The sequence below is a fragment of the Streptomyces sp. NBC_00210 genome (assembly GCF_045160975.1).
GTDB lineage: Bacteria > Actinomycetota > Actinomycetes > Streptomycetales > Streptomycetaceae > Streptomyces.
The window spans coordinates 661,940-685,310 of the sequence record NZ_CP108120.1; the positions used below are offsets into that span (position 1 = coordinate 661,940).

14 protein-coding genes are annotated in these 23,371 nt (G+C 69.0%); 10 read left to right on the forward strand and 4 right to left on the reverse strand.

The genetic code is table 11. The annotated features are described in order from the left end of the window. Nucleotides 1–44: 44 nt before the first annotated feature. On the reverse strand, nt 45–752 hold the full coding sequence (locus tag OG729_RS03180) for an FCD domain-containing protein (RefSeq protein WP_360864935.1): 708 nt from the start codon (nt 750–752) through the stop codon (nt 45–47). Between the two features lie 437 nt (nt 753–1,189). Between OG729_RS03180 and OG729_RS03185 the strand changes: the two genes are divergently transcribed. From OG729_RS03185 to OG729_RS03200, 4 genes are all read left to right on the forward strand, one after another. After that, a complete protein-coding gene (locus OG729_RS03185) occupies nt 1,190–2,422 on the forward strand; it encodes an aminotransferase class V-fold PLP-dependent enzyme (RefSeq protein ID WP_405804134.1) in 1,233 nt (410 codons plus the stop codon). Nucleotides 2,423–2,500: 78 nt separating this feature from the next. Beyond that, nucleotides 2,501–3,796 (forward strand): ABC transporter substrate-binding protein, encoded by a 1,296-nt coding sequence (locus tag OG729_RS03190; RefSeq protein ID WP_405804135.1) that lies wholly within the window; start codon nt 2,501–2,503, stop codon nt 3,794–3,796. A gap of 14 nt (nt 3,797–3,810) precedes the next feature. Continuing rightward, nucleotides 3,811–4,791 (forward strand): carbohydrate ABC transporter permease, encoded by a 981-nt coding sequence (locus OG729_RS03195; RefSeq protein WP_405804137.1) that lies wholly within the window; start codon nt 3,811–3,813, stop codon nt 4,789–4,791. Next, nucleotides 4,788–5,624, forward strand: a complete 837-nt coding sequence (locus OG729_RS03200) for a carbohydrate ABC transporter permease (protein WP_360864947.1) — start codon at nt 4,788–4,790, stop codon at nt 5,622–5,624. The genes OG729_RS03195 and OG729_RS03200 overlap by 4 nt, the downstream gene beginning before the upstream one ends. Here OG729_RS03200 and OG729_RS03205 read toward each other — a convergent pair. Next, nucleotides 5,614–7,983, reverse strand: coding sequence for an ATP-binding protein (locus tag OG729_RS03205; protein ID WP_405804138.1), 2,370 nt, complete (start codon nt 7,981–7,983; stop codon nt 5,614–5,616). The two genes, OG729_RS03200 and OG729_RS03205, sit on opposite strands and share 11 nt — an antisense overlap. 152 nt (nt 7,984–8,135) lie before the next feature. Between OG729_RS03205 and OG729_RS03210 the strand changes: the two genes are divergently transcribed. From OG729_RS03210 to OG729_RS03230, 5 genes are all read left to right on the forward strand, one after another. After that, nucleotides 8,136–10,265, forward strand: coding sequence for an NB-ARC domain-containing protein (locus OG729_RS03210; protein ID WP_360864953.1), 2,130 nt, complete (start codon nt 8,136–8,138; stop codon nt 10,263–10,265). A 156-nt stretch (nt 10,266–10,421) separates the two neighbouring features. Beyond that, nucleotides 10,422–10,616: a DUF5999 family protein gene (locus tag OG729_RS03215; protein WP_360864956.1), complete on the forward strand. Its 195-nt coding sequence runs from the start codon at nt 10,422–10,424 to the stop codon at nt 10,614–10,616. Nucleotides 10,617–10,633: 17 nt separating this feature from the next. Further along, a complete protein-coding gene (locus OG729_RS03220; protein WP_405804140.1) occupies nt 10,634–11,086 on the forward strand; it encodes an ATP-binding protein in 453 nt (150 codons plus the stop codon). 423 nt (nt 11,087–11,509) lie between these two features. Then, nucleotides 11,510–13,576 carry a SpoIIE family protein phosphatase gene (locus OG729_RS03225; protein WP_405804142.1) on the forward strand — a complete coding sequence of 689 codons (2,067 nt, stop codon included), beginning with the start codon at nt 11,510–11,512 and terminating at the stop codon, nt 13,574–13,576. Nucleotides 13,577–13,727: 151 nt separating this feature from the next. Beyond that, the gene (locus OG729_RS03230; protein WP_405811027.1) at nt 13,728–14,489 is read left to right on the forward strand and encodes a DeoR/GlpR family DNA-binding transcription regulator; all 762 of its coding nucleotides are present in this window, start codon (nt 13,728–13,730) and stop codon (nt 14,487–14,489) included. A gap of 9 nt (nt 14,490–14,498) precedes the next feature. On the opposite strand, the gene OG729_RS03235 is transcribed toward OG729_RS03230, so the two are convergent. Beyond that, nucleotides 14,499–17,816 carry a right-handed parallel beta-helix repeat-containing protein gene (locus OG729_RS03235; protein WP_405804143.1) on the reverse strand — a complete coding sequence of 1,106 codons (3,318 nt, stop codon included), beginning with the start codon at nt 17,814–17,816 and terminating at the stop codon, nt 14,499–14,501. 43 nt (nt 17,817–17,859) lie between these two features. On the opposite strand from OG729_RS03235, the gene OG729_RS03240 reads away from it, so the two are divergent. Next, nucleotides 17,860–19,080, forward strand: a complete 1,221-nt coding sequence (locus OG729_RS03240) for a S8 family serine peptidase (protein WP_405804145.1) — start codon at nt 17,860–17,862, stop codon at nt 19,078–19,080. A 5-nt stretch (nt 19,081–19,085) separates the two neighbouring features. On the opposite strand, the gene eccCa is transcribed toward OG729_RS03240, so the two are convergent. Then, on the reverse strand, nt 19,086–23,054 hold the full coding sequence (gene eccCa / locus OG729_RS03245) for a type VII secretion protein EccCa (protein ID WP_405804146.1): 3,969 nt from the start codon (nt 23,052–23,054) through the stop codon (nt 19,086–19,088). Nucleotides 23,055–23,371: the final 317 nt, after the last annotated feature.

Consider the following 23,371-nt stretch of genomic DNA (forward strand, 5'->3'; position numbering starts at 1 on the left):
CAAGGCGTACGGCGCGGCAAGCCGCAGGCGCCCGGGCTCGGCTGTCACGAGGAGGCGCTCGTGCCGTCCCCCTCCGGAGGCGGCAGAAAGACGTGCAGCCACCTCTCCGTGTGAGCGACGTGGGTCGCCGCCGCGCTGGCGGCGGCGACAGGGTCCCGATTGGCGATCGCGGTGGCAATCGCCCGGTGCTGCTCATCGCTTGCGCGCTTGATCTCGGCGCTCTCGGGAAGCGTGAACAACTGGTAGGCGCGGGAGCGCGCGCGGAACACGCCGAGCAGGGACTCCAGCGTCGGGTTGCCTCCGATTCGGGCGATCGCCGAGTGGAAGCGGTTGTCGAGCTCGGAGATCTCGGTCGGGTCCTCCGTCGCCTCCATCGCCTCGATGGGTTCGAGGATCGTCTTCAGCGTTTCGGGGGTCGCGCGAGCAGCCGCCTGAGCAGCGATGTGGGATTCCAGCACGCGCCGGATCTCGTACACCTCGAGCAGCCCGCTCAGCGGCAGCAGGTCGACGGTCAACGACAGGCTGCCAATGATGTCTTCGGGCCGCAGCTGGGAGACGAAGGTTCCGGAGCCGTGCCGCGGCTCGACGATACGCAGGGCCACGAGCATCCGCACCGCCTCGCGGAGTGGCCCCCGGGACACACCAAGCTCCTCGCACAACTCGTTCTCGGGCGGAATACGCTCCCCCGCGCCCAGACGACCGGTGGCGATCATGTGTCTGAGGCCGTGAAATGCCTTGTCGACTGCGGACATCGCTTCCTCCCCGGATGACCCGGCAGCACCGCCCGGTCTCGGGACAGTCTACCGAGTCATCAGACAGTGCACGGTGATCAGCAACAAGTCATTAGATGACTTGGAGCGAGAGACGTTTCCGAAGGTGACTTCGCGACCCGATCAGCGACGAAAGACCAGCAGCGGCAGGCGCGCGGCCACACCGCACGCAGCGGCGGACGACACCAAGGGGACAACCTCAACTCTCGTTGTTTGAGCAGGTCATAGTCGGTGACCGATACAGGAAGACTGGTTGATCGCGACCCTTGAGGCTGACACAGCAGCCTGAAGAGGGATGCACGGCTATTGCCCTCGCAGGAGGGGGCGTGCCAGGATGCCGCCCCAAGTCATCATATCTCTTCTGAGAATCGTCTGATGTCGCACGCAGATCTGGAAGATCACGGGAGATCGGGAGTCATGTGAGCGAGTCCCACCTCGGCCCAGCACCGCGCCCGCTGCTCCTCCCGGACGGCCGGGCCGCCGCCCAAGCGTGGTCGCTGGACCCGGCGCAGAGACATCTCAACCACGGGTCGTTCGGGGCCGTTCCCCTCGTCGCACAGGACGAACAGGACCGGTTGCGCCGGGAGATGGAACGGTCCCCGCTGGTGTGGTTCCCGGCGCTCCCCGCGCGGGTCGCGACCGCCAGGGCCGACATCGCCGCGTTCCTGCGCGTCGCCGTGGAGGACCTCGCTCTGGTACCGAACGCGAGTGGCGGCGCGAGCGTCGTCTACGCGAACCTGCCGGTCGGGCGCGGTGGCGAGATCCTGGTGACCGACCACGGCTACGGAGCCGTCACCATGGGGGCTCAGCGCCTCGCGAGGCGCTGCGGCGCCACAGTCCGCACAGTGCGGATTCCCCTCGACGCCGGCGAGGAGCAGGCCTACGAGGCGGTGGTCGCCGAACTCGACGACGCGACGGAACTGATCGTCGTGGACCACATCACCTCGGCCACCGCGCGCCGGATGCCCGTGGAACGGATCGGCTCGGAGGCACGAAGGCGCGGCATCCCACTCCTCGTGGACGGGGCTCACGTACCCGGCCTGATCGACGATCCCCTCTCCGCTGTGGAGTGCGACTTCTGGATCGGCAACCTTCACAAGTTCGGCTGCGCGCCCCGTGGCACGTCGGCTCTGGTCGCCCGCGGCGCGCTGCGCGACAGCCTCTATCCCCTGATCGACTCCTGGGGCGCCGCCGATCCGTTCCCCGAACGCTTTGACACCCAGGGAACGGTGGACGTCACCAGCTACCTGGCGGCGCCGACCGCTCTCGACTTCATCGAGCGCACCTGGGGCTGGAAGACGGCACGTACCTACATGCGGGATCTGGCCGACTACGCGGAGCGGATCGTCGGCGAGGCCTTCGCCGAACTCACCGGTGGAAGCTGCGAGGTCGACGTCGGCATGCCGGTCAACGCCTTGCGGCTGGTGCGTCTCCCCGAAGGCCTGGCCACCAGCCCTGCCGCCGCCGACGCGCTGCGCGACCGGGTGGCACGGGAGTTGGGTGTCGCGGCGGCGTTCACCTGCTTCGACGCAGTCGGCTACATCCGCCTGTCGACGCACGTGTACAACACGGCCGCCGACTTCGAGTACTTCGCCGAGCGCTGCGTCCCGGTGCTCGGCGAATGGGCCCGCACTGCGGACGCCGCGGCGTAAGGAGGTCCGAGCCATGTTCCCACCCGATACCGCTGTGCGGATTCACACCCTCGGATTCACATCTCTGGAGGAGGACAGTTGAGAAGAAGGAAGGCAATAGTCGCCCTCGGCATCGCCGCCGCGATGGTACTGACGGGCTGCTCCACGAGTGCGAGTGACGGGACCGTCACCCTTCAGATGGTGGAGAGCCTGACCAACCCCGCCCGGACGGAGCTCCTGAAGAAACTCGTCGCGGAGTTCCATAAGGAGAACCCGAAGATCAAGGTCAATCTGATCTCGCCGCCGACCGACCAGGCAGATCAGAAGATCCAGCAGATGCTCCAGTCCGGCAGCGGCGTCGACACCCTCGAGGTGCGGGACATCACCGCCGGTCCATGGTCGACCAACGGCTGGCTCTACGACATGGGCAAGGACCTTCAGGGGTGGGGCGGCTGGAAGGACATGACCGCGAACGCCACCAAGGCCGCCAAGAACGCCAAGGGAAACACGTACTTCGTCCCGTACGGCTTCTACGGACTGAGCCTCTTCTACCGCACCGACCTGATCAAGAAGGCCGGAGCCACCAGTCCGCCCGCCAACTGGGACGAACTGCTGGAGCAGGCCGGCGCGATCCAGGACAAGGGCAAGCGCCAGTACGGGTATGCATTCCGGGGCGGAACCAATGCCAACGGCAATGTGACCGCGGCCATCGAGGCGTATGTCGCCGACAAGGTCGACCGAGCGAACGGGTACAAGCTCACCGACGGCAGCACCATCTTCTCCGCACCGGAGGCTCTCGACGCGCTGAACACCTACTTCAAGCTGTTCAAGCAGGCGTCGCCACCGTCGTCGGTCGCCTGGGGATACCCCGAGATGGTCGAGGGCTTCTCGAACGGCTCCACCGCCTTCCTGCTGCAGGACCCCGAAGTGATCGCAACGGTGGGGCAGTCGAAGGCGATCAAGAAGGACCAGTGGACCACCGCTCCCCTGCTCGCCGGTCCCGGCGGAAAGGCCGTCCAGCCGCTGGCGACCGCCGGCTGGGGAATCGCCAAGGGCAGCAAGCACAAGGCGGAGTCCATCAAGCTGATCAAGTTCCTCTCGCAGGGCGAGGCGTCGACCACCTTCAGCAAGGAGAACAGCCTGGTCCCGATCCTCAAGGCGGCGAGCCAGGACGAGTTCTACAAGACCGGTCCGTGGGCCAGCTACGTGACGATGACCGAGAACCCGGACAAGTACATCACCGTCACACAGCCCCGTGACGCGCCGTGGTGGACCGAGTGGTCCCAGAAGGCCGACGCGGAGATCCAGCGGGTGCTGCTCGGCAAGATGACCCCGAAGCAACTGCTCGACAGCTGGGACACGTACTGGACCGAGAAGTGGAAGAGCAAGGGCTGAGGGGAAGGCGGGACGTGACCCGATCGACCTACGAGCAGGTGGAGCGCCCCTCCCTCAAGGGGGGCGCTCGGCCCGCACCGACAACGTCCGGTCAGCGCCGGCGCAAGCCGGCCTTCACCGCACGCCGCGGCCTGGTCATCGCCGCGTATATGGCCCCGGCCGCGCTCTTCGTCGCTGTCTTCATCTACTACCCCATGCTCCGGGGCAGTCAGATGGCCTTCCGCCACTGGAACCTCACGGACCTCACCGACACCTCCTGGGTGGGCTTCGGGAACTTCCAGGCGATCTTCACGGACCCGGCATGGAGCACCGTTCTCAGCAATACCGCGCTGTGGGTGTTCGCCTCCATCGTTCCCCAGTTCGTCATCGGTTTCGCCATCGCGCTGTGGCTGCGCCGCCGTTTCCGCTTCCGCGGGCTGTACCAGGCACTGGTTTTCTTCCCCTGGGCCATATCCGGGTTCCTCATCGGCATTCTGTTCCGCTGGATGTTCAACAGCGAGTTCGGGGTCGTGAACGACCTTCTGGAGAAGGCAGGACTGATCGACGAGCCGATCGCCTGGCTCGCGGATCCGAAAATGGCGATGATCGCCGTCATCGTCGCCAATATCTGGTACGGCGTCACTTTCTTCTCGATCATGATCCTCGCCGCCCTGCAGTCGATCCCCAACGACCTCTACGAGGCAGCCGAACTGGACGGCGCCGGCAAGGTCCGCACGCTCTTCCAGGTCACCATTCCCTACATCCGGATGACGCTGGCGCTGACCGTGCTGCTCCGGGTGATCTGGATCTTCAACTTCCCCGACATCATCTTCGGGATGACCGGCGGCGGCCCGAACAACGAGACGCACATCGTGACCACATGGATGATCACGATTACCCAGCAGGGCGACTACGGAAAGGCGTCCGCGCTCGGTCTCATCGTCGTCGCGGTGCTGTTGGTCTTCTCGGTCTTCTACCTCCTGGCCACGCGCGAGAAGAAGGGAGCACATTCGTGATCAACAAGGAGTCCGTTCCAGGACGTGTCACCAGAGTCTTCTTCCTCTCGCTCTGGCTGGCCGTCACGGTCTTCCCGCTGTACTGGATCACCATCACATCGCTGAAGCGCCCCGGCGACATCTTCACGTTCCCGATCGCCTACTGGCCACGGAACTTCTCCCTGGAGAACTACGCGGGCCTGTTCGGCAATGCGCAGTTCGGTGTCTATCTGACCAACAGTCTGATCGTCGCGACGGCCGCGGGGGTGGTGGCGACCGCGATCTCGATGCTGTCGGCCTATGTGCTGGCCCGTTTCGAGTTCCGGAGCAAGAGCGCGCTGTTGATGGCGGCTCTGATCACGCAGATGATCCCCTCGTTCATCGCGCTGGGACCGCTGTACCTGATGATGACCGAACTGAAACTGGTCGACAACCGGCTCGGTCTCATCCTGGTGTACGTAGGAGTCTGCATCCCCTTCTGCACGGTGATGCTCCGTGGATTCTTCGCGAACATTCCCGACGCGCTGGAGGAGGCCGCCATGATCGACGGCCTCTCACGGTTCGGGGCGCTTTTCCGGGTACTTCTGCCGGTGATGAAGCCGGGCATCATCGCCGCGTTCATCTTCAACTTCGTGAACTGCTGGAACGAGCTCTTCCTTTCGGTCACGCTCATGAACAGCGACGACAACAAAACCGTCCCCACGGCGTTGAACGGCTTCATCTCCAGCTTCAACATCGACTGGGGTTCGATGTCCGCGGCAGCCGTGCTCACGATCGTGCCGACCATGGTGCTCTTCGCCTTCGCCAGCCGCCATATCGTCCAGGGGCTCACCTCGGGTGCGGTCAAGGGGTAGTTGACGCCGAGCCGTCTGCTTCCGGGCGGTCCTGTTCGAAGACCCAGACAGCCACCTGGGCACGGGAGGTGAAGCCGAGTTTGCTCAGTATGTGCTCGATATGGCCCTCCGCCGTGCGCTGGGCGATCACCAGCGTGGCCGCGATCTCCTTGTTGCTCAGCCCCTGCGCGACCAGACGGGCTATCTCGTTCTCCCGACGCGTGAGCGGGGACGGCCGCTCATCCTCTGCGCTCGGTTCCCCCGCAGCAGGGGGCGCCTCGAGCGCATAGCCGAGCACCTCGTCGTAGGAGAGCTGGGAGCCCTTCCGGACGGCGGCACGGAAGGCCGTCGCGCCGAGGGCACGGCTTGTGCGGGACTCGCATTCGTCGTGGTACTTGACGAGGTGCCCGTACCCGGACAGCGGCGCGCCGATCGCCTGCCAGATGGTCCGCAGGCCGCCCAGGAGCCGGGCGGCGCGCTCGTACTGCTCCTCGGTGGCTGCGATCCAGGCCAGCACCTCGAGGTTGACGCCGACTCCCAGCGGATCGTCGAGCGAACGGTTGAACGCCAGGCTCTCCTTCTCGAGCTCGGCGGCGCGACGGGACTCGCCCTGGCGCCAGACCTCGATTCCGAGCGCCATCGTCGTGTAGGCCCTGTGCCAGCCCTCTCCGTAGGCGTCGCACACCCTCAAGGACTCCTCGCCGATGGAGATGGCGCGCGGCGAGTCACCGAGGAACGAGTGGACCATGGAGAGCCGGATCAGCGACAGCGCGAGCCCCACGGGGTCGTCGGTGGCCCGGTGGCGGGCCACCGCCTCCTCGTAGAGCCCGATCGCGGATTCGGCGTCCCCCCGGTACATGGCGATCATGCCGGAGTACAGCGCGGTGTAGCCGGCCACGGACTCGTCCGAGAGCCGTTCCCCGAGCCTCCCGCTCTCCGCGAGCATGGCCGCAGCGGCATCGGTCTCGGACTGGATGACGGCCAGCCAGCTGTTGGTCCACAGCGCTCGGGCCCGGACCTGGCTCGGTTCGGTGCAAACGGCGAGCCCCTCGTCCAGCCAGCGTCGTCCCTCGCCGAGGTAGTAACTGGTGATCCAGTGGTAGAGCAGGTCCGAGGCCATGCTCAGGCCGGTCTCGGCCTCCCCGGGTTCGGCGAAGCTGTACTCCAGGGCGGTGCGCAGGTTGGTGTGCTCCTGGTGGAGCCGCGTGAACCAGGCGACCTGGGACGGACCGAACAACTCGGCGCGCGCATCGCCCGCCAGCCGCCGGTAGTAGTCGCGGTGGCGCCGTTGCGCAGGCACCGCCTCCCCGGCCGCGACGAGCCGCTCCCGGCCGTACTGCCGCAGTGTGTCCAGCAGCCGGTAGCGGACCGTCGAATGGGGCTCCTCCCGCAACAGGACCGACTTGTCGACCAGTCCGGTCACCACGTCGAGGACCTCTTCGCGGCCGATGCCGTCGCCGGAGCAGACCTCCTCGGCCGCCTCCAGGTCGAAGCCGCCGGTGAACACCGAGGCGCGCGACCAGAGCAGCCGCTCCTGATCGGTGCACAGCACGTAACTCCAGTCGATCAGCGCGCGCAGCGTCCGGTGGCGCGGGAGCACCACCCGCGAACCGGCGGTGAGCAGCTGGAACCGGTCGTCCAGCCGCTCCAGCAGCTGTTGTACGGAAAGGGCCCGCAGCCGCACGACGGCAAGCTCGATTCCCAGCGGAATGCCGTCCAGCTGCCGGCAGATCCGTTCCACCGCTTCGCGGTTGTCCTCGGTGACGGCGAAGCCGGGCAGGACGGCGCCCGCCCTCTCGATGAACAGCCGAATGGCATCGCACCGGGACAGCGACTTGATGGACATCCGATGGTTCCCGGGGCTCGGCAGGTCCAGCGTCGGCACGGCCAGGGTGTGCTCGTAGGCGACCCCCAGCACCTGCCGGCTGGTGGCCAGGATCTTCAGGTCGGGGCTGGAGCGCAGCAAGAAGTCGGCCAGCACCGCGCACTGCGGCAGCAGATGCTCGCAGTTGTCCAGGATCACCAGCGTGCGCTTGTCCCGGAGGTGGTCGGTGAGGACGTCCAGCGGTTCCCGGGAGGAGTGGTCACGGATCTCCAGCGCTTCGGCCACGGTCTGGGCGAGCAGCTCGGAATTCTCCAGGGCCGCGAGTTCGACCAGCCACACGCCGTCCGGAAACGCCGGCCTGACCTCGGCTGCGACACGCGACGCCAGCCGCGTCTTGCCCACGCCACCCACTCCTGTGAGCGTCACCAGACGCGAGCCGGACAGCCTTCGTCGGACCTCGGCCACTTCGTGCCGACGCCCCACGAAGCTCGTCACCTCGGCCGGCAGCTTGCCGTCCTGCCGACGTGCCGAGACGCTCGGTGCCACGACAGCCATCGATTCCTCGGATCGGTCCGATCCGCGGAGCACCAATCGTTCGCGACCCGGGCCGACGCCATCCAGCCTATTCCTCCGCGGCTCCGGCCTGCCCGTTCAGCGAAGACCGAGGGAATCCTGCTCCTCCTGCGGTGGGGTGCAACCATGGTGTTATGTCCGCCCACGGCGCCAATGGCACCGGTCCCCGTCTCCGGCGGGGCACCGCCTTCGGCGACGAGTCTTTGCTGATCGGCCGCCGGCAGCAGCTGGCCGAGGCGAAACGGATGCTGTGGCACTCCCGCCTGGTGACACTGACCGGCGTGGGTGGCGTGGGCAAGACCAAGCTGGCAGCAGGAGTTGCCGACGAGGTGCGAAGGGCGTTCCCGGACGGCGTGTGGCTGGTCGAACTCGGCGCGCTGGAGGACGAGGGGCTGCTTCCGGGGACCGTCGCGACGGCGCTCGGGCTGCGGGACCAGTCGGCCCGACACCCGATGGACCTGCTCTGCGACCACCTGAGCGACGCACGCTCCCTGATAGTGCTGGACAACTGCGAGCACATCCTGGACAGCTGCGCGGTGCTCACCGACCGCCTGCTGCGCGCGGCTCCCCGGCTGTGTGTGCTGGCCACCAGCCGCCAGCCCCTGGGGGTGTACGGCGAGTCCGTCCTCCCGGTGCCCGCCCTGGCGGTGCCGGAACCCCGTCGAACGCTCCGCTCAGCGACGGCCACGCACTATGCGGCGGTCAGGCTGTTCGAGCGGCGCGCGGCGGAGGCGTCGCCGGAGTTCACACTCGGCCCCGAAAACCTGGAGACGGTCGTCGAGCTCTGCCGGCGCCTGGACGGCATTCCGCTCGCCATCGAACTGGCCGCGGCGCAACTGAGGGCGTTCACGCCCGACGAGATCCTGTGGCGCCTGAACGAACACCTTGATCTGTCCGAGGATGGCACCACCGCGGAGCTGCCCCGGCACGGGACCTTGCGCGCGTCGATCGACTGGAGCTTCGGTCTGTGTTCTCCCGGTGAGCAGAGGGTGTGGGCGCGCACATCGGTCTTCGCCGGCAGCTGCGGGCTGGAGGCGGTCGAAGCGGTCTGCTCGGGTGACGGCATACCCGAGGAACGCATCCTCGACCTGGTGACGGGGCTGGTCGACAAGTCGGTCCTGGTCCGGGAGGAGCAGGGCAGCGAGGTGCGCTTCCGCCTGCTGGAAACGGTCCGGCAGTACGGCGCGGAGCGCCTGGCCGAGGCCGGGGAGACGCGGGTCCTGCAGTACCGCCACCGGGACTGGTACCAGCAGCTGGTGAACCGCGCGGAGGCGGACTGGCTGAGCCCGCGCCAGGAGACCTGGCTCGCCCGGCTGCAGAGCGAGCACGCCAACCTGCGCACCTCCCTGGATTTCTGTCTCAGTGAGCCCGGCCAGGCACAGGCAGGGCTTCAGATCGCGGCGTCGCTGTGGTTCCACTGGCTGTGCAGCGGGTTCCTCGGCGAGGGCCGCCACTGGCTCGGCAGGGCGCTGGCCCTGGCACCCGAGGACACGGTGGCCCGCGGCAAGGCGCTGTGGGTGGACGGCTGGCTGTCGGTGCTCCGGGGCGACACGGCTTCCGCGCTGCCGCAGCTGGAGGAGTGCCGGGCTCTCGCGCTCCGGCTTCACGACGGCCCCACCCTGGTGCACGCCAAGCAGTTCCTGGGCGGACGCGCGCTGTACGAGGGCGACTTCCCCAGGGCCATCGGTCTTCTGGAGGAAGCCGTGGAGGGCCACCGCGCGGCCGGCGATCGCAATGGCCTGATGACCGCCCTCTATCAGCTCACCATGGCCTGCGCCATGTCCGGCGATCCCCGTGCCGCGGATTTCGGCAAGGACTGCCTGGACCTGTGCAATGAGGCGCACGCTCCCTGGTCCCGCTCCTATGCCCTGTGGGCGCTCGGCCTCCATCTGTGGCGCCAGGGCGAGCCACTGCGTGCGGCAGAACTCCTCCGCGATGCCCTCAGGACCCGCCGGGTCGTCGGCGACGGGTGGGGAATCGCCCTGTGCCTGGAGGCGCTGGCCTGGGCCGCCGCCTCGGCCGGCGAGGCCGAGCGGGGTGCCCGGCTGCTGGGCGCGGCTGAGGTCGAGTGGCGTTCCACGGGGATCTCGCAGTCCGGGTTCCGGCACCTGGCCGCGGGACACAAGAGGACCGAATCCCGTCTCCGCACCGAGCTCGGCGAGCGCAGATACGCCGCGGCAGTACGGCGTGGAGCGAGGATGGGACGCGACGGAGCGGCCGACTGGGCCCTTTATGCGGGGACGGCGCCGCACGCCGAGCGATGACGCCCTCACCCTCCGAAGCCCGCCGGGTCCGCTGGAATGGTTTCAGGTACCCAATCCGGGGATTTATCCCCTCCCCGTCACGCTTGCCGTCGGCACAGGATGGTCGGGTCAAACGAGATCCGCCCCAGCCGGGGCGGAGAATCGAAGGTCCGAGCAATGTGCCAGCACCAGCCATCCTGCCCTTCCTCAACCGCGCCCGACCGTGACGCCGCCCGCCTGGTGGCCTACCACCCCGAGCAGGGCTGGGGCCTCCTCTGCAACGGTGTGACAGTTTTCGAGGACATGGGTGAGCTCCTGCCCGACGGCACTTCCGCGTCAAGCGTTCAGGCTCTGGGGGGCAGGACGGTATGAAACCGTTCACCGCGCCCATGCCCCCGCCAGCGGCTGTCCAGGCTCAGTCGGCCGGGCTCGGCGCCGCCCAGGACGAGCCGGCCCGTACAAGCTCCTGGCTCCTGCCCCCCGAACCGTCCTCCGTGCGTGAAGCACGGCGACTCGCCCGCACCCAGTTGGCTCACTGGGCGCTCCACGAGCAGATCGACGACACGGAGCTGCTCGTCAGCGAGCTGGTCACGAACGCGCTGCGCCACGCGTGGGGGCCGATACGGCTCACCTTCTCCCTGGCCTCCCAGGACGGCGGGCTGCGGTGCGAGATCGAGGACGCGAACCCGGCCGGCCCCCTGAGGCGCCAGGCCCGCGAGCACGACGAAGCAGGGCGGGGGATGCATCTGCTGAGCCTGCTGTCCCGCTGCTGGGGCAGCCACCGCACACGCGCGGGAAAGGTGGTGTGGTTCGAACTTCATGTCTGCGCCGGCCCCGCATAGCGGGCTGGGCCCGACGAGGGAAGGAGGACCTATCGACGCCGCAACACGCACACAACATGATGGCCATCGAAATGGGCCCAGGGGTCAGGGAGACGAGATCCATCGCAGCCTCCCACCCCTGGGCCTGACCATCGCCCTGACGATCGCGTTCAACGAAACGAGGGGCACGCCCGGCTGCACAGCACAGAGATCACCGTGACCGACCGGAACGATCTCCTCACAGAAGGTGACCGCGTCGGTTTCCGCTCGCCCCCGTCGGCGCCTCGGATAGGCTGATGTGTTAGCAATTGCACCCGAAAAGCGCTGCGCCCAAAGTCACTGCGGCGAGGACGCCGCAGTGACAATGCGTCCGCAGCGCTCGGCCGGAAGCCAGGGAGTGGTTGGCAGGCAGTGGCCCCCACGCCCCGGGGTGAGGTCATTGCGTTGGACATACACGAGTCGACGAGCCACGCGCCGGATCACCCCCTGACGGCGATCGGGTACGCGGGGGTGCTCCGCGACCTGCTTCCGATCGCGCTGTGGAGGGCCGATGCGGAAGGGCGCATCGCCGAGTGGTCGCTCGCCGCTCAGGACCTGCTCGGCTACACACCGGAGCAGCTGCTGGGCCGGTCCGGGATCCCGATGCTGGTCCCCAAGCCCAACTGGGAACTGGCCGAGCAACTGACGCGAAAGGTCGCGGCGGGTGAGGCGATTGTCGCGACCCTCCCGGTGCGCCATCGCGACGGGCACCTGGTGCCGATGGAGATGTGGATCTGCCCGGCTGTGGACCGGCAGGGCGGCACCGGTGTCCTGGTCATCGCCGTGGAGACCTCCGCGGTTCTGCGGATGCGGGATTCGCTGGCGGCCCTGGAAGGTCTGTTCACCCAGTCCCCCATCGGTCTGGCCATCCTCGGCCCCGATCTGCGCTTTCTGCGGGTCAACAACGCGCTGGCACGGATGAACGGCGTCTCCGCGGCCGAGCACCTCGGCAAACGCCCGGCCGAGGTGGCGCCCGATGTCAACGCCGCGGCGCTGGAGACGGTGATGCGGCAGTCCCTGGATCTCGGCGAGGCGGTGGTCGACGTACGCCGCACCGGTCGCACCGCAGCCGATCCGGACCACGACCGGACCTGGTCCTGCTCCTACGCTCCGTTGCTCGACAACGCCGGCCACAGGCTCGGACTGATCGCGTCCCTGATCGACATCACCGCCAGCCAGCAGGCACACGTCGACGCCGACCGGGCGCGGCACCGCTTCGCGCTGCTGGCCGAGGCCGGCACGCGGATAGGGACCACCTTGGATCTGCGGCAGACCGCCGAAGAGGTGGTGCAGCTGCTGGTGCCCCAGCTGGCCGACTCGGCCGACGTACAACTGCTGGCAGAGGTGATCGACCCCGATGAGGCCGCCGCATCCACCCACGGCGTGGTGCGTCGTCTGGCGGCCTCCTTCCCGGATCCGGCCGCCCCCACCGCGCACCTGGCGGTGGGCATGACCTTCCAGGTCCCGCTCGGCTCGGTGTACGAGCAGGTCATCGCCGACGGTCGCCCCATGAACCTCTACCTGGCCGACATCCCGGCGCTGATCAACGATCCGGGGGCCGAGCGACTGCGTTCCTACCTCAGTGCCAATGTGGGCTCGGCGCGACTGGTCCCGCTGGTCGCCCGCGGCACAGTGCTCGGTGCCGTGGTGGTGACGCGTATCCGCGGCCGCGAGCCGTTCGACGAGCAGGACTGCGTGCTCATCGACGAGCTGGTCGCCCGAGCGGCGCTGAACATCGACAACGCGCGCATGTACACCAGCCAGCGTGCGGCGGCCCTCACTCTGCAGCGCAGCCTGACGAACAGCGCGCTGCCCGACGTGCGAGACCTGGACCTCACCGGGCGCTACCTCCCCGCCAGCGACCACGAGGTCGGTGGCGACTGGTTCGACGTCATCCCCCTGCCCGAGCGCAGGACCGGGCTGGTCATCGGCGACGTCATGGGGCACGGAATCCACGCGGCGGCCGTCATGGGACAGCTGCGCACGGCGGTGCGCACGCTGGCGCGGCTCGACATCCCCCCGGCCCAGATGCTGCGCTCGCTGGATGTTGTCGTGGCCGACCTGGGCGAGAACGAGATGGCGACGTGCATCTACGCAGTCCACGACCCGGCTGCCGGCGGCTGCCTGATCGCCCGGGCCGGCCATCCGCCCCCGGCCGTGGCCGACGGCCGGGGGACGATCTCATTCCTCCACGGCCCCCCGGGTACTCCCCTGGGCGCGGGCGGGCAGGACTTCCAGACCGAACAGGTGCCGCTGCCCCCCGGAAGTCTGCTGGTGCTCTACACCGACGGACTCATCGAGGCTCGCGACAGGGACATCGACCAGGGCATGCAACAGCTCGCCCAGGCGCTGCGACACCTCGACCATCCGTTGCAGGAGATCTGCGACCGCATTCTCGGCCGACTGCTGCCCTCCACGGCCCAGGACGATGTGGCGGTGCTCCTCGCCAGAACCCGTCGTCCTCCGGGCTAGAAAGAGGAGGTGGTAGCGACAGAGCAGTGCTGCTCATCACACTCATGCCCGAATGCAGAACATGCTGGTCGATGCCGAAGGATCCTGTGGAGAATCCTGGCAGGCTCAAACGGGGAGACCAGGGACCTTCCGACCGAAGGAGGAGAAGACCCTGGACGGCGACGAACGTCGGCGTGCAATTCTCACCGTCGCGCGACGCGACGGTTCTGTGGAAGTCGCTGCCCTCGCGACGGAGTTGGCGGTGTCCCTGGAGACCGTCCGGCGCGATCTGCGGATGCTCGAGGAAAGCGGCCTCGTCCGGCGCAGGCACGGCGGGGCCTACCCCGTCGAGAGCGCCGGATTCGAGACGACACTCGCCTCCCGCACCACCCGGCACGTACCACAGAAGGCCCGCATCGCCGCGGCAGCCGTCGAGTTGCTCGGGGACGCGGAGACCGTCTTCGTCGACGAGGGCTACACCCCACAGCTGATCGCCGAGGCGCTGCCCCAGGACCGGCCGCTGACCGTCGTCACCGCATCGCTCACCACCGCCGGCCTGCTGGCCCCTCGGGAAAACACCCAGGTACTCCTGCTCGGCGGCCGAGTGCGGGGCAACACGCTGGCCACTGTGGACCATTGGGTGACCGACATGCTGGCCGGCCTGGTTATCGACCTTGCCTATGTCGGGGCCAACGGCATCTCCCGTGAGTACGGGCTGACCACCCCCGATCCGGCAGTCGGCCATGTCAAGGCGCAGGCCATGAAGTCGGCCCGGCGGCGGATCTTCTCGGGCATCCACACCAAGTTCGGCGCGGTGAGCTTCAGCCGGTTCGCCGAAGTGCGGGAGTTCGAGGCCATCATCACCGACAGCTCGCTCACGGCTGTGGAGGCCCAGCGCTATGCACTGCTGGGCCCCCAGGTCCTGCGGGTGTGACCCGTGCGCTCAGCTTGAGCTGCCCAACGGGTGGGGTGGCAGATCCTGCGGCATCAGCATCCGCAGGTCGTCCACGCTGGGGGTGCCCACTGTGCCGAGCCGCCGGGCCTGATGAGTGATCATCGTCTCGAGGAGCTGGCGGGCCAGCCGGGCGTTGCCGAAGGATCGGCCCCTGGGCAGGGTGGCGATCCGGGCGCCGAGCGCTTCCAGGGTCTCGGGCACGCACTCGTATCCCGACGCCACGGCATGGCGTTCCACGATCGTGACAAGTTCGTCCGTGGTGTAGTTCTCGAACGCCACATGGCGCGAGAAGCGTGAGGCGAGTCCGGGGTTGGAATCGAGGAAACGCCCCATCTCCTCGCCGTAGCCGGCGACGATGACAACCACCTCGTCGCGGTGGTCCTCCATGAGTTTCAGCAACGTGTCCACGGCTTCCCGGCCGAAGTCCGAGGAGTTGCCCTCGGGGACGAGAGCATAGGCCTCGTCGATGAACAGCACTCCGCCGAGGGCGCTTTGGAAAACGTCCCTCGTGAGCTGCGCGGTGTGACCCACATAGCGGCCCACCAAGTCGGCCCGGGCCACCTCCACCAGCTGCCCCTTGGGCAACACGCCCAGGGCGTGCAGCAGTTGGGCGTAGAGACGCGCCACCGTGGTCTTGCCGGTGCCGGGTGGTCCGGCGAAGACCAGGTGCTGGCTGATACGCGGTGCGGGCAGGCCCGCCGCCTCTCGCTGTCTGGCCGTGGAGAGGAGGTTCACCAGGTCGGTGACCTCCCGTTTGACGGCGGCCAGTCCGATCATGTTGTCCAGTTGGGCCAGCATCTCCTCCCGGCCACCCGCCTGCTGCACTGACGTTGCGGTCTCGTCCGCGACGTCCTCCGGCAGCAACAGCGTCAAGTCGCTCTCGGCCGGATCGGACATGGCGGCCAGCCGGAAGGACTGGCGGTCCACCATCTCCTCGAAGACCCGACGGGCCGCGCGGCCGTTGCCGAATGTGGCGTCGCGGGTCATCCGCTCGTAGTGGGCGGTGAGCGCGGCCGACGTGCCGGGGCCGAGTTCGTATCGGTTGTCGGCGCACAGGCTCTCGGTGATGGTGACCAGTTCCGGGACCGAGTAGTTGGCGAACTCGATGCTCCGGGTGAAGCGAGAGGCCATTCCCGGGTTGGCGGACAGGAAGCCTTCCATCTCCGCGGAGTAGCCGGCGGCCACCACCACGACGTCGTCGCGATGGTCCTCCATCAGTTTGACCAGGGTGTCGATGGCCTCACGGCCGAAGTCCGGGCCGGAACCCTTGGAGTCGGAGACCAGGGTGTACGCCTCGTCGATGAACAGGACTCCGCCGAGGGCCTCGGTAAAGGCCTCCGTCGTTTTGATCGCTGTGCCACCGATGAACTGCGCGACGAGGTCGGCGCGGGACACCTCGACGATATGGCCGGAGCGCAGTACACCGAGTTCGGCGAGGATGCCGCCGTACAGACGGGCGACGGTGGTCTTTCCGGTGCCGGGCGGGCCGGCGAAGATCAGATGCCTGCTCATGGTGGGCACCGGCATCCCCAGCCTGATCCGGCGCTGGGCGAGCTGGTTGAGGTTGACGAGCGTGCGGACCTGGTGTTTCACCGCGTCGAGCCCGATCAGCGACTCCAACTCGTCCAATGGGCCACGGGGTTCGGCCTTGGCGCCCTCGCCGCGGCCCGCGGCACCGCCGACCCCCGCGAGGTCCGCCGCAGCGCCCCAGGCGTCCGGCAAACCGTTGCCCGAGCTGGTCAGATCGGTCACCTCCAGCCGCTCCCCCGGGCTTGTCTGGCGCAGACCGGCTCCCCTGTTGTCGCGTACGGAGCAGCCGGTGACGGTGACCGGTTCGGCGCTGTCGGTCCTGATGCCGTCGCCGAGGCTGCCGGTGATCTCACAGGACCGCAGGTCGGCGCGGGCGCCCGCCGGCACGAGTACGCCATGGGCGCCGGCCGCGCTGATCCGCACGCGGGTCAGGGTCAGTTCGCCGCCGTCGGCGATCACGACCCCGGAGGCCCCGCTGGAGTCGATCTCGCAGTCGCGCACGGTGGCGACCCCCTGCGCCCCGACCAGCAGTGCGACATCGGAGACCGAGCGCAGGACACAGTCGCTGATGTGAGTGTGGCCGCCGTCCGCGACGCGTATGCCTGCTCCCCCGGCGCCCTCCACGGTGCAGGACTCCAGGCGGCCACGTCCGTCGTCGCCGATGTCCACCCCGGTGCCGACCGGGGCGACGATACGGGCGCGCCGGATCAGCGGGTTGGCCTGGGAGCGGACCGTGATGGCGGTGCCCGCGGCGTCGAGCACCTCCAGCCGGTCGAACTCCGCCGCCGACTCCTCCGCGAGCAGCACCGCGCCCGCAGCGTCGGCGCAGTCCCGTACGACCGTGTGGGCGAAGGACGGGGAGCTGCTGCCGGCCACCTGGATGGCGGCGGCCGTGGATCCGGTGAACTCGCAGTCCTCGAAGGTGCCCCGGGAGCGTTCGGTGACGAACAGCCCGTTCCCCTTGGTGCGGGTCGTACGGCAGCGGCGGAGCAGCGGGTCCGCGCCCGCGGAGAGTGCGATTCCTGGACCGGTGGTGGTGGAGACGGTGACATCTTCCAGGACCGGACGGGAAGCGCTGGTGAGATAGACGCCCACCGCGACGTCATGGACGGCGACGCGCAGCACCTGGGTGCTGCTGTTGCCCTCGAGTGCGACGGCGGGCTTGTCGGTGGTCGAGATCTCGCAGTCCTCGACGGTGCCCTGGGCCTCGCCGTTGGCGAGAATTCCGTTGCCGCGCGCGTCACGGATCCGGCAGTTGCGAACCGTCGAGCGTGAGTGCTCGCTGAAGACGACTCCGGACGTACCGAGGTTCTCGATGACGCAGTCCTCGATGACACTGCCGGTGGGGGCGGTGTCGACGATGCCCGCGCCTTCACGGTTGCTGATACGGCAGTTGCGCATCGCCAGCGAGCCGGTCTGCCGGGCCAGGACCGCCGTCCAGCCCGAGCCGGTGACCGTGCAGCCGTCCATGGCCAGTTGGCCGCGCGCTGCGTCGACGACTGCCACGTCCTCGCTGCCGCCGCGCAGGACCAGATCGGTGAGCATCACCGCGTCGGCGACGAGGACGACGGCGGTGCCACGCCGTGGACAGATCTCTACGCTGCCGGGCTCGCCGTCGGCGACGACGGTCACCCGGGTCTTCACGCTGAGGTTCTCGGCGTAGCGGCCGGGGCGCACGCGGATCACTGCTCCGGTGCGTGCCGCGGCCAGCGCCTCACTGATCGTCCGGAAGCTGTCCGGCTGTTCCGGCGAGACCACAAGTACCTGCCGTGACACGGTCGTTCCTCCTTGGTTGCCGACGGGTGGCATCATGTGCCTCATGCGACACGACCGTTACCCGCGTGTTCTGCTTCTCGCGGCGGCTGCCGCCGTACCGACCCTGACCTTGATGCCACCCGCCCAGGCCGTAACTGCCCGGACGGCTCTGCCGGTTGCCCGGGCCGCCGACGACAAGCCCGTGGAACTGCCCGCTCTGCGCGGCCGGATAGGCCCGGACGAGGACTGCACCGGTCCCTCGGCCGTGACCGCCGAGGCCGAGCCCTGGACCCGCAGGGCGCTCGGCCTGTCGCGGTCCTGGCAACTGTCCCGGGGCGCCGGCGTTCCGGTGGCGGTGGTGGACACCGGGGTCGGAACGGCGGTGCCCGCTCTGGCCGGCCGGGTCGAGGCGGCGGACGACGCCGGGCAGGACTGTGTGGGCCACGGAAGTTTCGCAGCAGGTCTGATCGCCGCAGCACCCACGCCCGGGACCGGAGTGACCGGTGTTGCCCCGCAGGCACGGGTGCTCGCCGTGCGCGGCACGGACCTGCGCGGGCGGAGCACAGGAGCGACCGTCGCAGCCGGCATCCGGGCGGCGGTGGACGGGGGCGCCCGCGTGGTCTACGTGGGTCAGGCGCTGCTCGACGGCAGGGCGGAACTGACGGCGGCCGTCGCACACGCCACCGAGCGGGATGTGCTGGTCGTCGCGCCGGCCACGCCGGACACCGCCCCCGTGGACGGCGCGACCCACCGACCCGACACCACGGCACGGCCGTACTTCCCGGCCTTCGTACCGCAGGTCCTCTCGGTCGTCGACCACGGCGCCGACGGCAGCCGTCCGTCCAATGCGCCCGATGCCTTCGCACCGGATCTGTCCGCGCCCGGCGACGCGGTGGTCGGTGGCGGGCCGAAGGGCAGCGGCCACTACATCGGTTCCGGGTCTTCGCTGGCAGCCGCGCACACCGCCGGCGTGGCCGCCCTGGTACGCGGCCGCTATCCGCAGTTGTCCGCCGCCGAGGTCGCCCGCCGGCTGGTCGCCGCCGCCTACCCGGCCGACACTCCCCGTCTCGATCCGTACGCCTCCCTGACCGCGGTCCTCGACGGCAGTCCCGCGAAGGCTCCGCAGGCGGCCGAGGCCCACGTCACTGCGGACGCCCCCAAGAGCCCGCGCACCAAGGCGCTGGCGATCACGGGGGCTGCAGGCATGCTCGGGCTGCTGGTGCTCGGCGCAGTTGCGGTGATTCCCCGTGGCCGGGCCCGCGGCTGGCGTGCCGCGGACCGCTGAGCCGCTCATGACTCCTCCGGTCCGGCGAGGGCCGTCTGGATCTGCACGCTCTTGCGACGCGCGATACGGGTGCCACGTCCGGGCGGCAGGATGCGGCCCTTCACATTGCCGAACACATAGCCTTCGGCCGGCGGGCAGGACAGCAGCAGTCCGGGCGTGTTGACCTCCTGGAGGCGCCGCATCATCGACTCGTTGAGTCCCCGGCCCGCGCCGGCCGCCGAGCGTGCGACGACGAGGTGCAGGCCCACTTCGTAGCCGAGTGCGAGATGGTCGAGGAGCGGGCCGAAGGGCTGGTTCATCGGGTTGCCGCCGACCATGTCGTAGTCGTCGACCAGGATGAACAGCCGGGGGCCCGTCCACCAGTCGCACAGTCGCATGCGGGACGGCGCGATGTCCGGTCCCGGCAGCCGGGTCTGTACGGCCCGCGCCGCGCCGTCGACAAGGTCCTTGAGCGCGTCGATGGAGACCGCGTGCCCGAGCCGGTACTCGTCGGGAATGGCCTCCACCAGCTCACGCCGGTAGTCCACCACCATGATGCGGGCCTCGGCGGGCGTGTATGTGCGCATGATCGCGGCCGCCACCAGCTGCAGGAGGTTGGTCTTTCCGCTCTCGGAGTCGCCGACGACGATCATGTGCGGGTTCTCGGTGAAGTCGTGCCAGACCGTGGACAGCCGGTCCTCCTCCAGTCCCAGCGGGACGCGGAGTTTCCCTTCGGGCGCGGGGAGTTCGGCGGCCGTCAGCTTGGTCGGCAGCATGCGGACGGGCGGGGCGGGCGGACCGGACCAGTGTTCCCGCACGGCGGCGACCATGGCGGCGACGCCTTCGGAGAGGTCGTCGGAGTCCGGCTGTCCGTCGATGCGCGGCAGCGCCGTCAGATAGTGGAGTTTGCCGTCCCGGGTCAGTCCGCGGCCCGGTGTGCGGGGGACGGTCGCCGCCTTGCGGGCGTCGATCCCGGAGTCCATCGCGTCTCCCATGCGCAGCTCCAGATGGGTCCCCGCCTGATCGCGGACGGCGGAGGACAGTTCCACCCAGCGCGCGGTGGTGACGATGAGATGGATGCCGTAGTTCAGACCTCGTGCGGCCAGCGCGTTGAAGGTCTGGATGTGCCGGTCGAAATCCTGACGCACGGTCGACCAGCCGTCGATGACCAGGAACACGTCCCCATGTGCCTCCTGCGGGAACTCCCCCGCGGCGCGGCGGCGCCGGAAGGTGACCATCGAGTCGATTCCCTCTTCCAAAAAGAGCCGCTCCCGCTGCGCGAGCAGTGTGGTGACCTCGGCGATGACCCGGCCCACCCGTTCCTCGTCCAGACGGGCGGCGACGCCGCTCATGTGCGGCAGTCCGGCCAGGCCGGCCAGGGTGCCGCCGCCGAAGTCCAGGCAGTAGAACTGCACTTCGCGCGGTGTGTGAGTGAGGGCGAGCGAGGTGATCAGGGTGCGTACGAGCGTGCTCTTGCCGCTCTGCGGGCCGCCGGCGACGGCGACATGGCCGCCGGAGCCGGACAGATCGACGACGAGTTCGTCGCGGAGCTGGTCGAAAGGCCGGTCCACGATGCCGACCGGGACGCGCAGCGTGCCGCGCCGGGGCCAGTCGGCGGCGGTCAGGCCGTATTCGGGGTGCGGCGTGAGTGGCGGCAGCAACTCGTCCAGCGTCGAGGGCAGATCCAGCGGCGGCAGCCACACCTGGTGGGCCGGCGGGCCGGCCTCCCGCAGCCGCTCCACTGCCACGGACAGCAGCGAATCACCCTCCTCCTCGTCGGGTGCAACCGGCGGGGGCGTGGTCGCCGCCGGGTCGGGCACATTCCTGGGCACCACCCAGCCGGCCGTCCACGGCACCACCTGGCTGGCCACCCGCGCCTGGTTGATCGCCCCGCCGCGCTTGCGGTACGGGCCGGAGACATAGGCCGCGCGAAAGCGGGTGAGCGCCTCGACACCCGTCTTCAGGAAGCCACTTCCGGGCTGGGACGGAAGTTCGTAGGCATCGGGCACACCGAGTACGCCGCGGCTCTCCATCGCGGAGAAGGTGCGCAGCCCCACCCGGTACGACAGATGGCTCTCCAGCTGGTGCATCCGCCCCTCGTCCAGCCGTTGCGAGGCCAGCAGCAGATGGACTCCGAGGCTGCGTCCCAGTCGCCCGATCATGACGAACAGCTCCATGAACTCCCGGTGGGCGGAGAGAAGTTCACTGAATTCGTCGACAACGACGAACAGGCTGGGCAGCGGGTCGAGCGGAGTGCCGGCCGCCCTGGCCTTCTCGTACTCCAGAGCCGATGTGTAGTTTCCGGCGCTGCGCAGCAGTTCCTGACGGCGCATCAACTCACCGTGCAATGCGTCCTGCATACGGGAGACGAGGGCCACCTCGTCGGCGAGGTTGGTGATCACCGCCGAGGTGTGCGGCAGTTCGTCCAGGCCCAGGAAGGTCGCGCCGCCCTTGAAGTCGACCAGGACGAAGTTCAGTGTCTCGGAGGAGTTGGTCAGGGCCAGCGCGAGGACCAGGGTGCGCAGCAGCTCGCTCTTGCCGGAGCCGGTGGCGCCGATGAGCATGCCGTGCGGTCCCGTGCCGCCCTGGGCGGATTCCTTGATGTCCAGTTCCACCGGCACCCCGTCGGCGGCCACAGCGATCGGCACCCGCAGCCGGTCGGCTCCGGTGCGCCGCTGCCACAGTGCGGGCGGGTCGTGCCGGTGGAGGTCGGAGATGCCCAGCAGGGTGGTGAGTTCGACGTTGGTGCTGAGCGGCTCGGCGGACTCGGTGCCGAGTCCCACCCGGTAGGGCGCCAGCAGTTTCGCCAGCGAGGCGGCGCCGACAGTGCCGAGCTTGTCGGGCCTGCCCAGGGCGGTGGTCTGTTCCTTGCGCTCACGGTCGGTACGGATCAGGTGCAGCAGGCCGTCGGAGAGCTCCAGCCGCAGGGTCGCCCGGCCGGGCCGCCAGGTCAGCGAGGAGCCGAGGTCGAGCACCACGGCATTGCGCAGTCCGGGGCCGTCGAGGCGGTGGCCGCCGGGGGCTGCGACTCCGTCCAGCACGATCACGGTGAACGGCTCTTCCCGGCCGGGTACGGCATCGGGGTCGAACGGCGGCCGCTCAGAGAACTCGGCGCCCAGCAGGTCCTCGAGCTCGTTGAACGACGAGACGATCCGGCGCGCCGCGCCCGCCCCGTCGTTCTCCTGCGGATGCAGGCTGTGGGGCAGCCACTTCACCCACTCGTACTCTGCCCGCTGCTCGTCTGCCGCGCAGACGGCGATCCACAGCTCCTCCGGGGAGTGCAGGGCGGCCAGTTGGGCGAGCATCGCGCGCACCATGGCCCGTGTCCGCTCCTCGTCGCCGCGGAACAGGACTCGCGCCCAGGCCCGCAGATAGACGGCGATCGGCTGCTCGGGGACCACGGAGTAGGCGCGGATGAAACTGCGCAGCGCATGTGCGCTCAGCGGCTCCAGATCCTCGACCGGTTTGGTGGACAGCGGGGTCAGCCGCAGGCCGAGTTTCTGGTCTCCGACAGCCACCCGGATCTCGCCGAAGTCGGGATCGGCCGGCCGTCGTTCCCAGAGGCGAGTGGTGCCCACGAGGGACCACAGCGCCGCGGGCTCCGGATGCCGCCAGGCCAGGGCGCGCTGCTGATCGCGCACGCTCGCCCGGACCTTGCGCCGGATCTGGGTCAGATAGCGCAGGTAGTCGCGCCGCTCGGCCTTGAGCCGCTGCTTGCGTTCACCGCTGCGTCGCATGAACTGGCCGACGACCATCGCCGCTGACGCGACGACCATGAGGCCGAGCGCCAGATACATGAATCCGCCGCGGGATCCGGGCCTCATGAACATGAGCATCATCGAGGCGGACATCATCGCCATGGGCAGGTACTGCCACACGGCGGAGCTGTCGGGCAGCATCTCCGGAAGCGTGGGCGGCTCCTGAAGGCTCAGTTCCCCCTCGGGCATGTCCGGACCGGGACGGCGGGCCGGCCTGCGGAACAGCACGACACTCAACGAATGTTCTCCTTCGGCGCGTTGACACTTGACGGCTCACATCGACCCGCCCGGCACAGCGGATGTGGGCGGAATCACTGGTACGGCGAGTAGGCAGGCGTCAGGAAGCACGGCAGAAGGCCGAGAGGCCGAACCGTCGGTTCTCCCGGCCGGGGAAGCGGGCCGGCGGGGAACACGGTGCGGTGCGCCGGGCCCACCGGCGGCTGTGCCGCACCGGGGCCCGTACAGGAGCAGACGTTCAGCAAGTAGTGTGCAGCCGATTCCCGCGCACGTCCAACGATTGATCCATCACGTCGGTCCGTCGGCCCGTTCAGTGG

What these genes read in the sequence shown, in the direction of transcription:
- OG729_RS03180 (WP_360864935.1), bottom strand. Translation starts at nt 752, where the DNA reads ATGTCCGCAGTCGACAAGGCATTTCACGGCCTCAGACACATGATCGCC.
- OG729_RS03215 (WP_360864956.1), top strand. Translation starts at nt 10,422, where the DNA reads ATGTGCCAGCACCAGCCATCCTGCCCTTCCTCAACCGCGCCCGACCGT.
- OG729_RS03205 (WP_405804138.1), bottom strand. Translation starts at nt 7,983, where the DNA reads ATGGCTGTCGTGGCACCGAGCGTCTCGGCACGTCGGCAGGACGGCAAG.
- OG729_RS03210 (WP_360864953.1), top strand. Translation starts at nt 8,136, where the DNA reads ATGTCCGCCCACGGCGCCAATGGCACCGGTCCCCGTCTCCGGCGGGGC.
- OG729_RS03240 (WP_405804145.1), top strand. Translation starts at nt 17,860, where the DNA reads ATGCGACACGACCGTTACCCGCGTGTTCTGCTTCTCGCGGCGGCTGCC.
- OG729_RS03220 (WP_405804140.1), top strand. Translation starts at nt 10,634, where the DNA reads ATGCCCCCGCCAGCGGCTGTCCAGGCTCAGTCGGCCGGGCTCGGCGCC.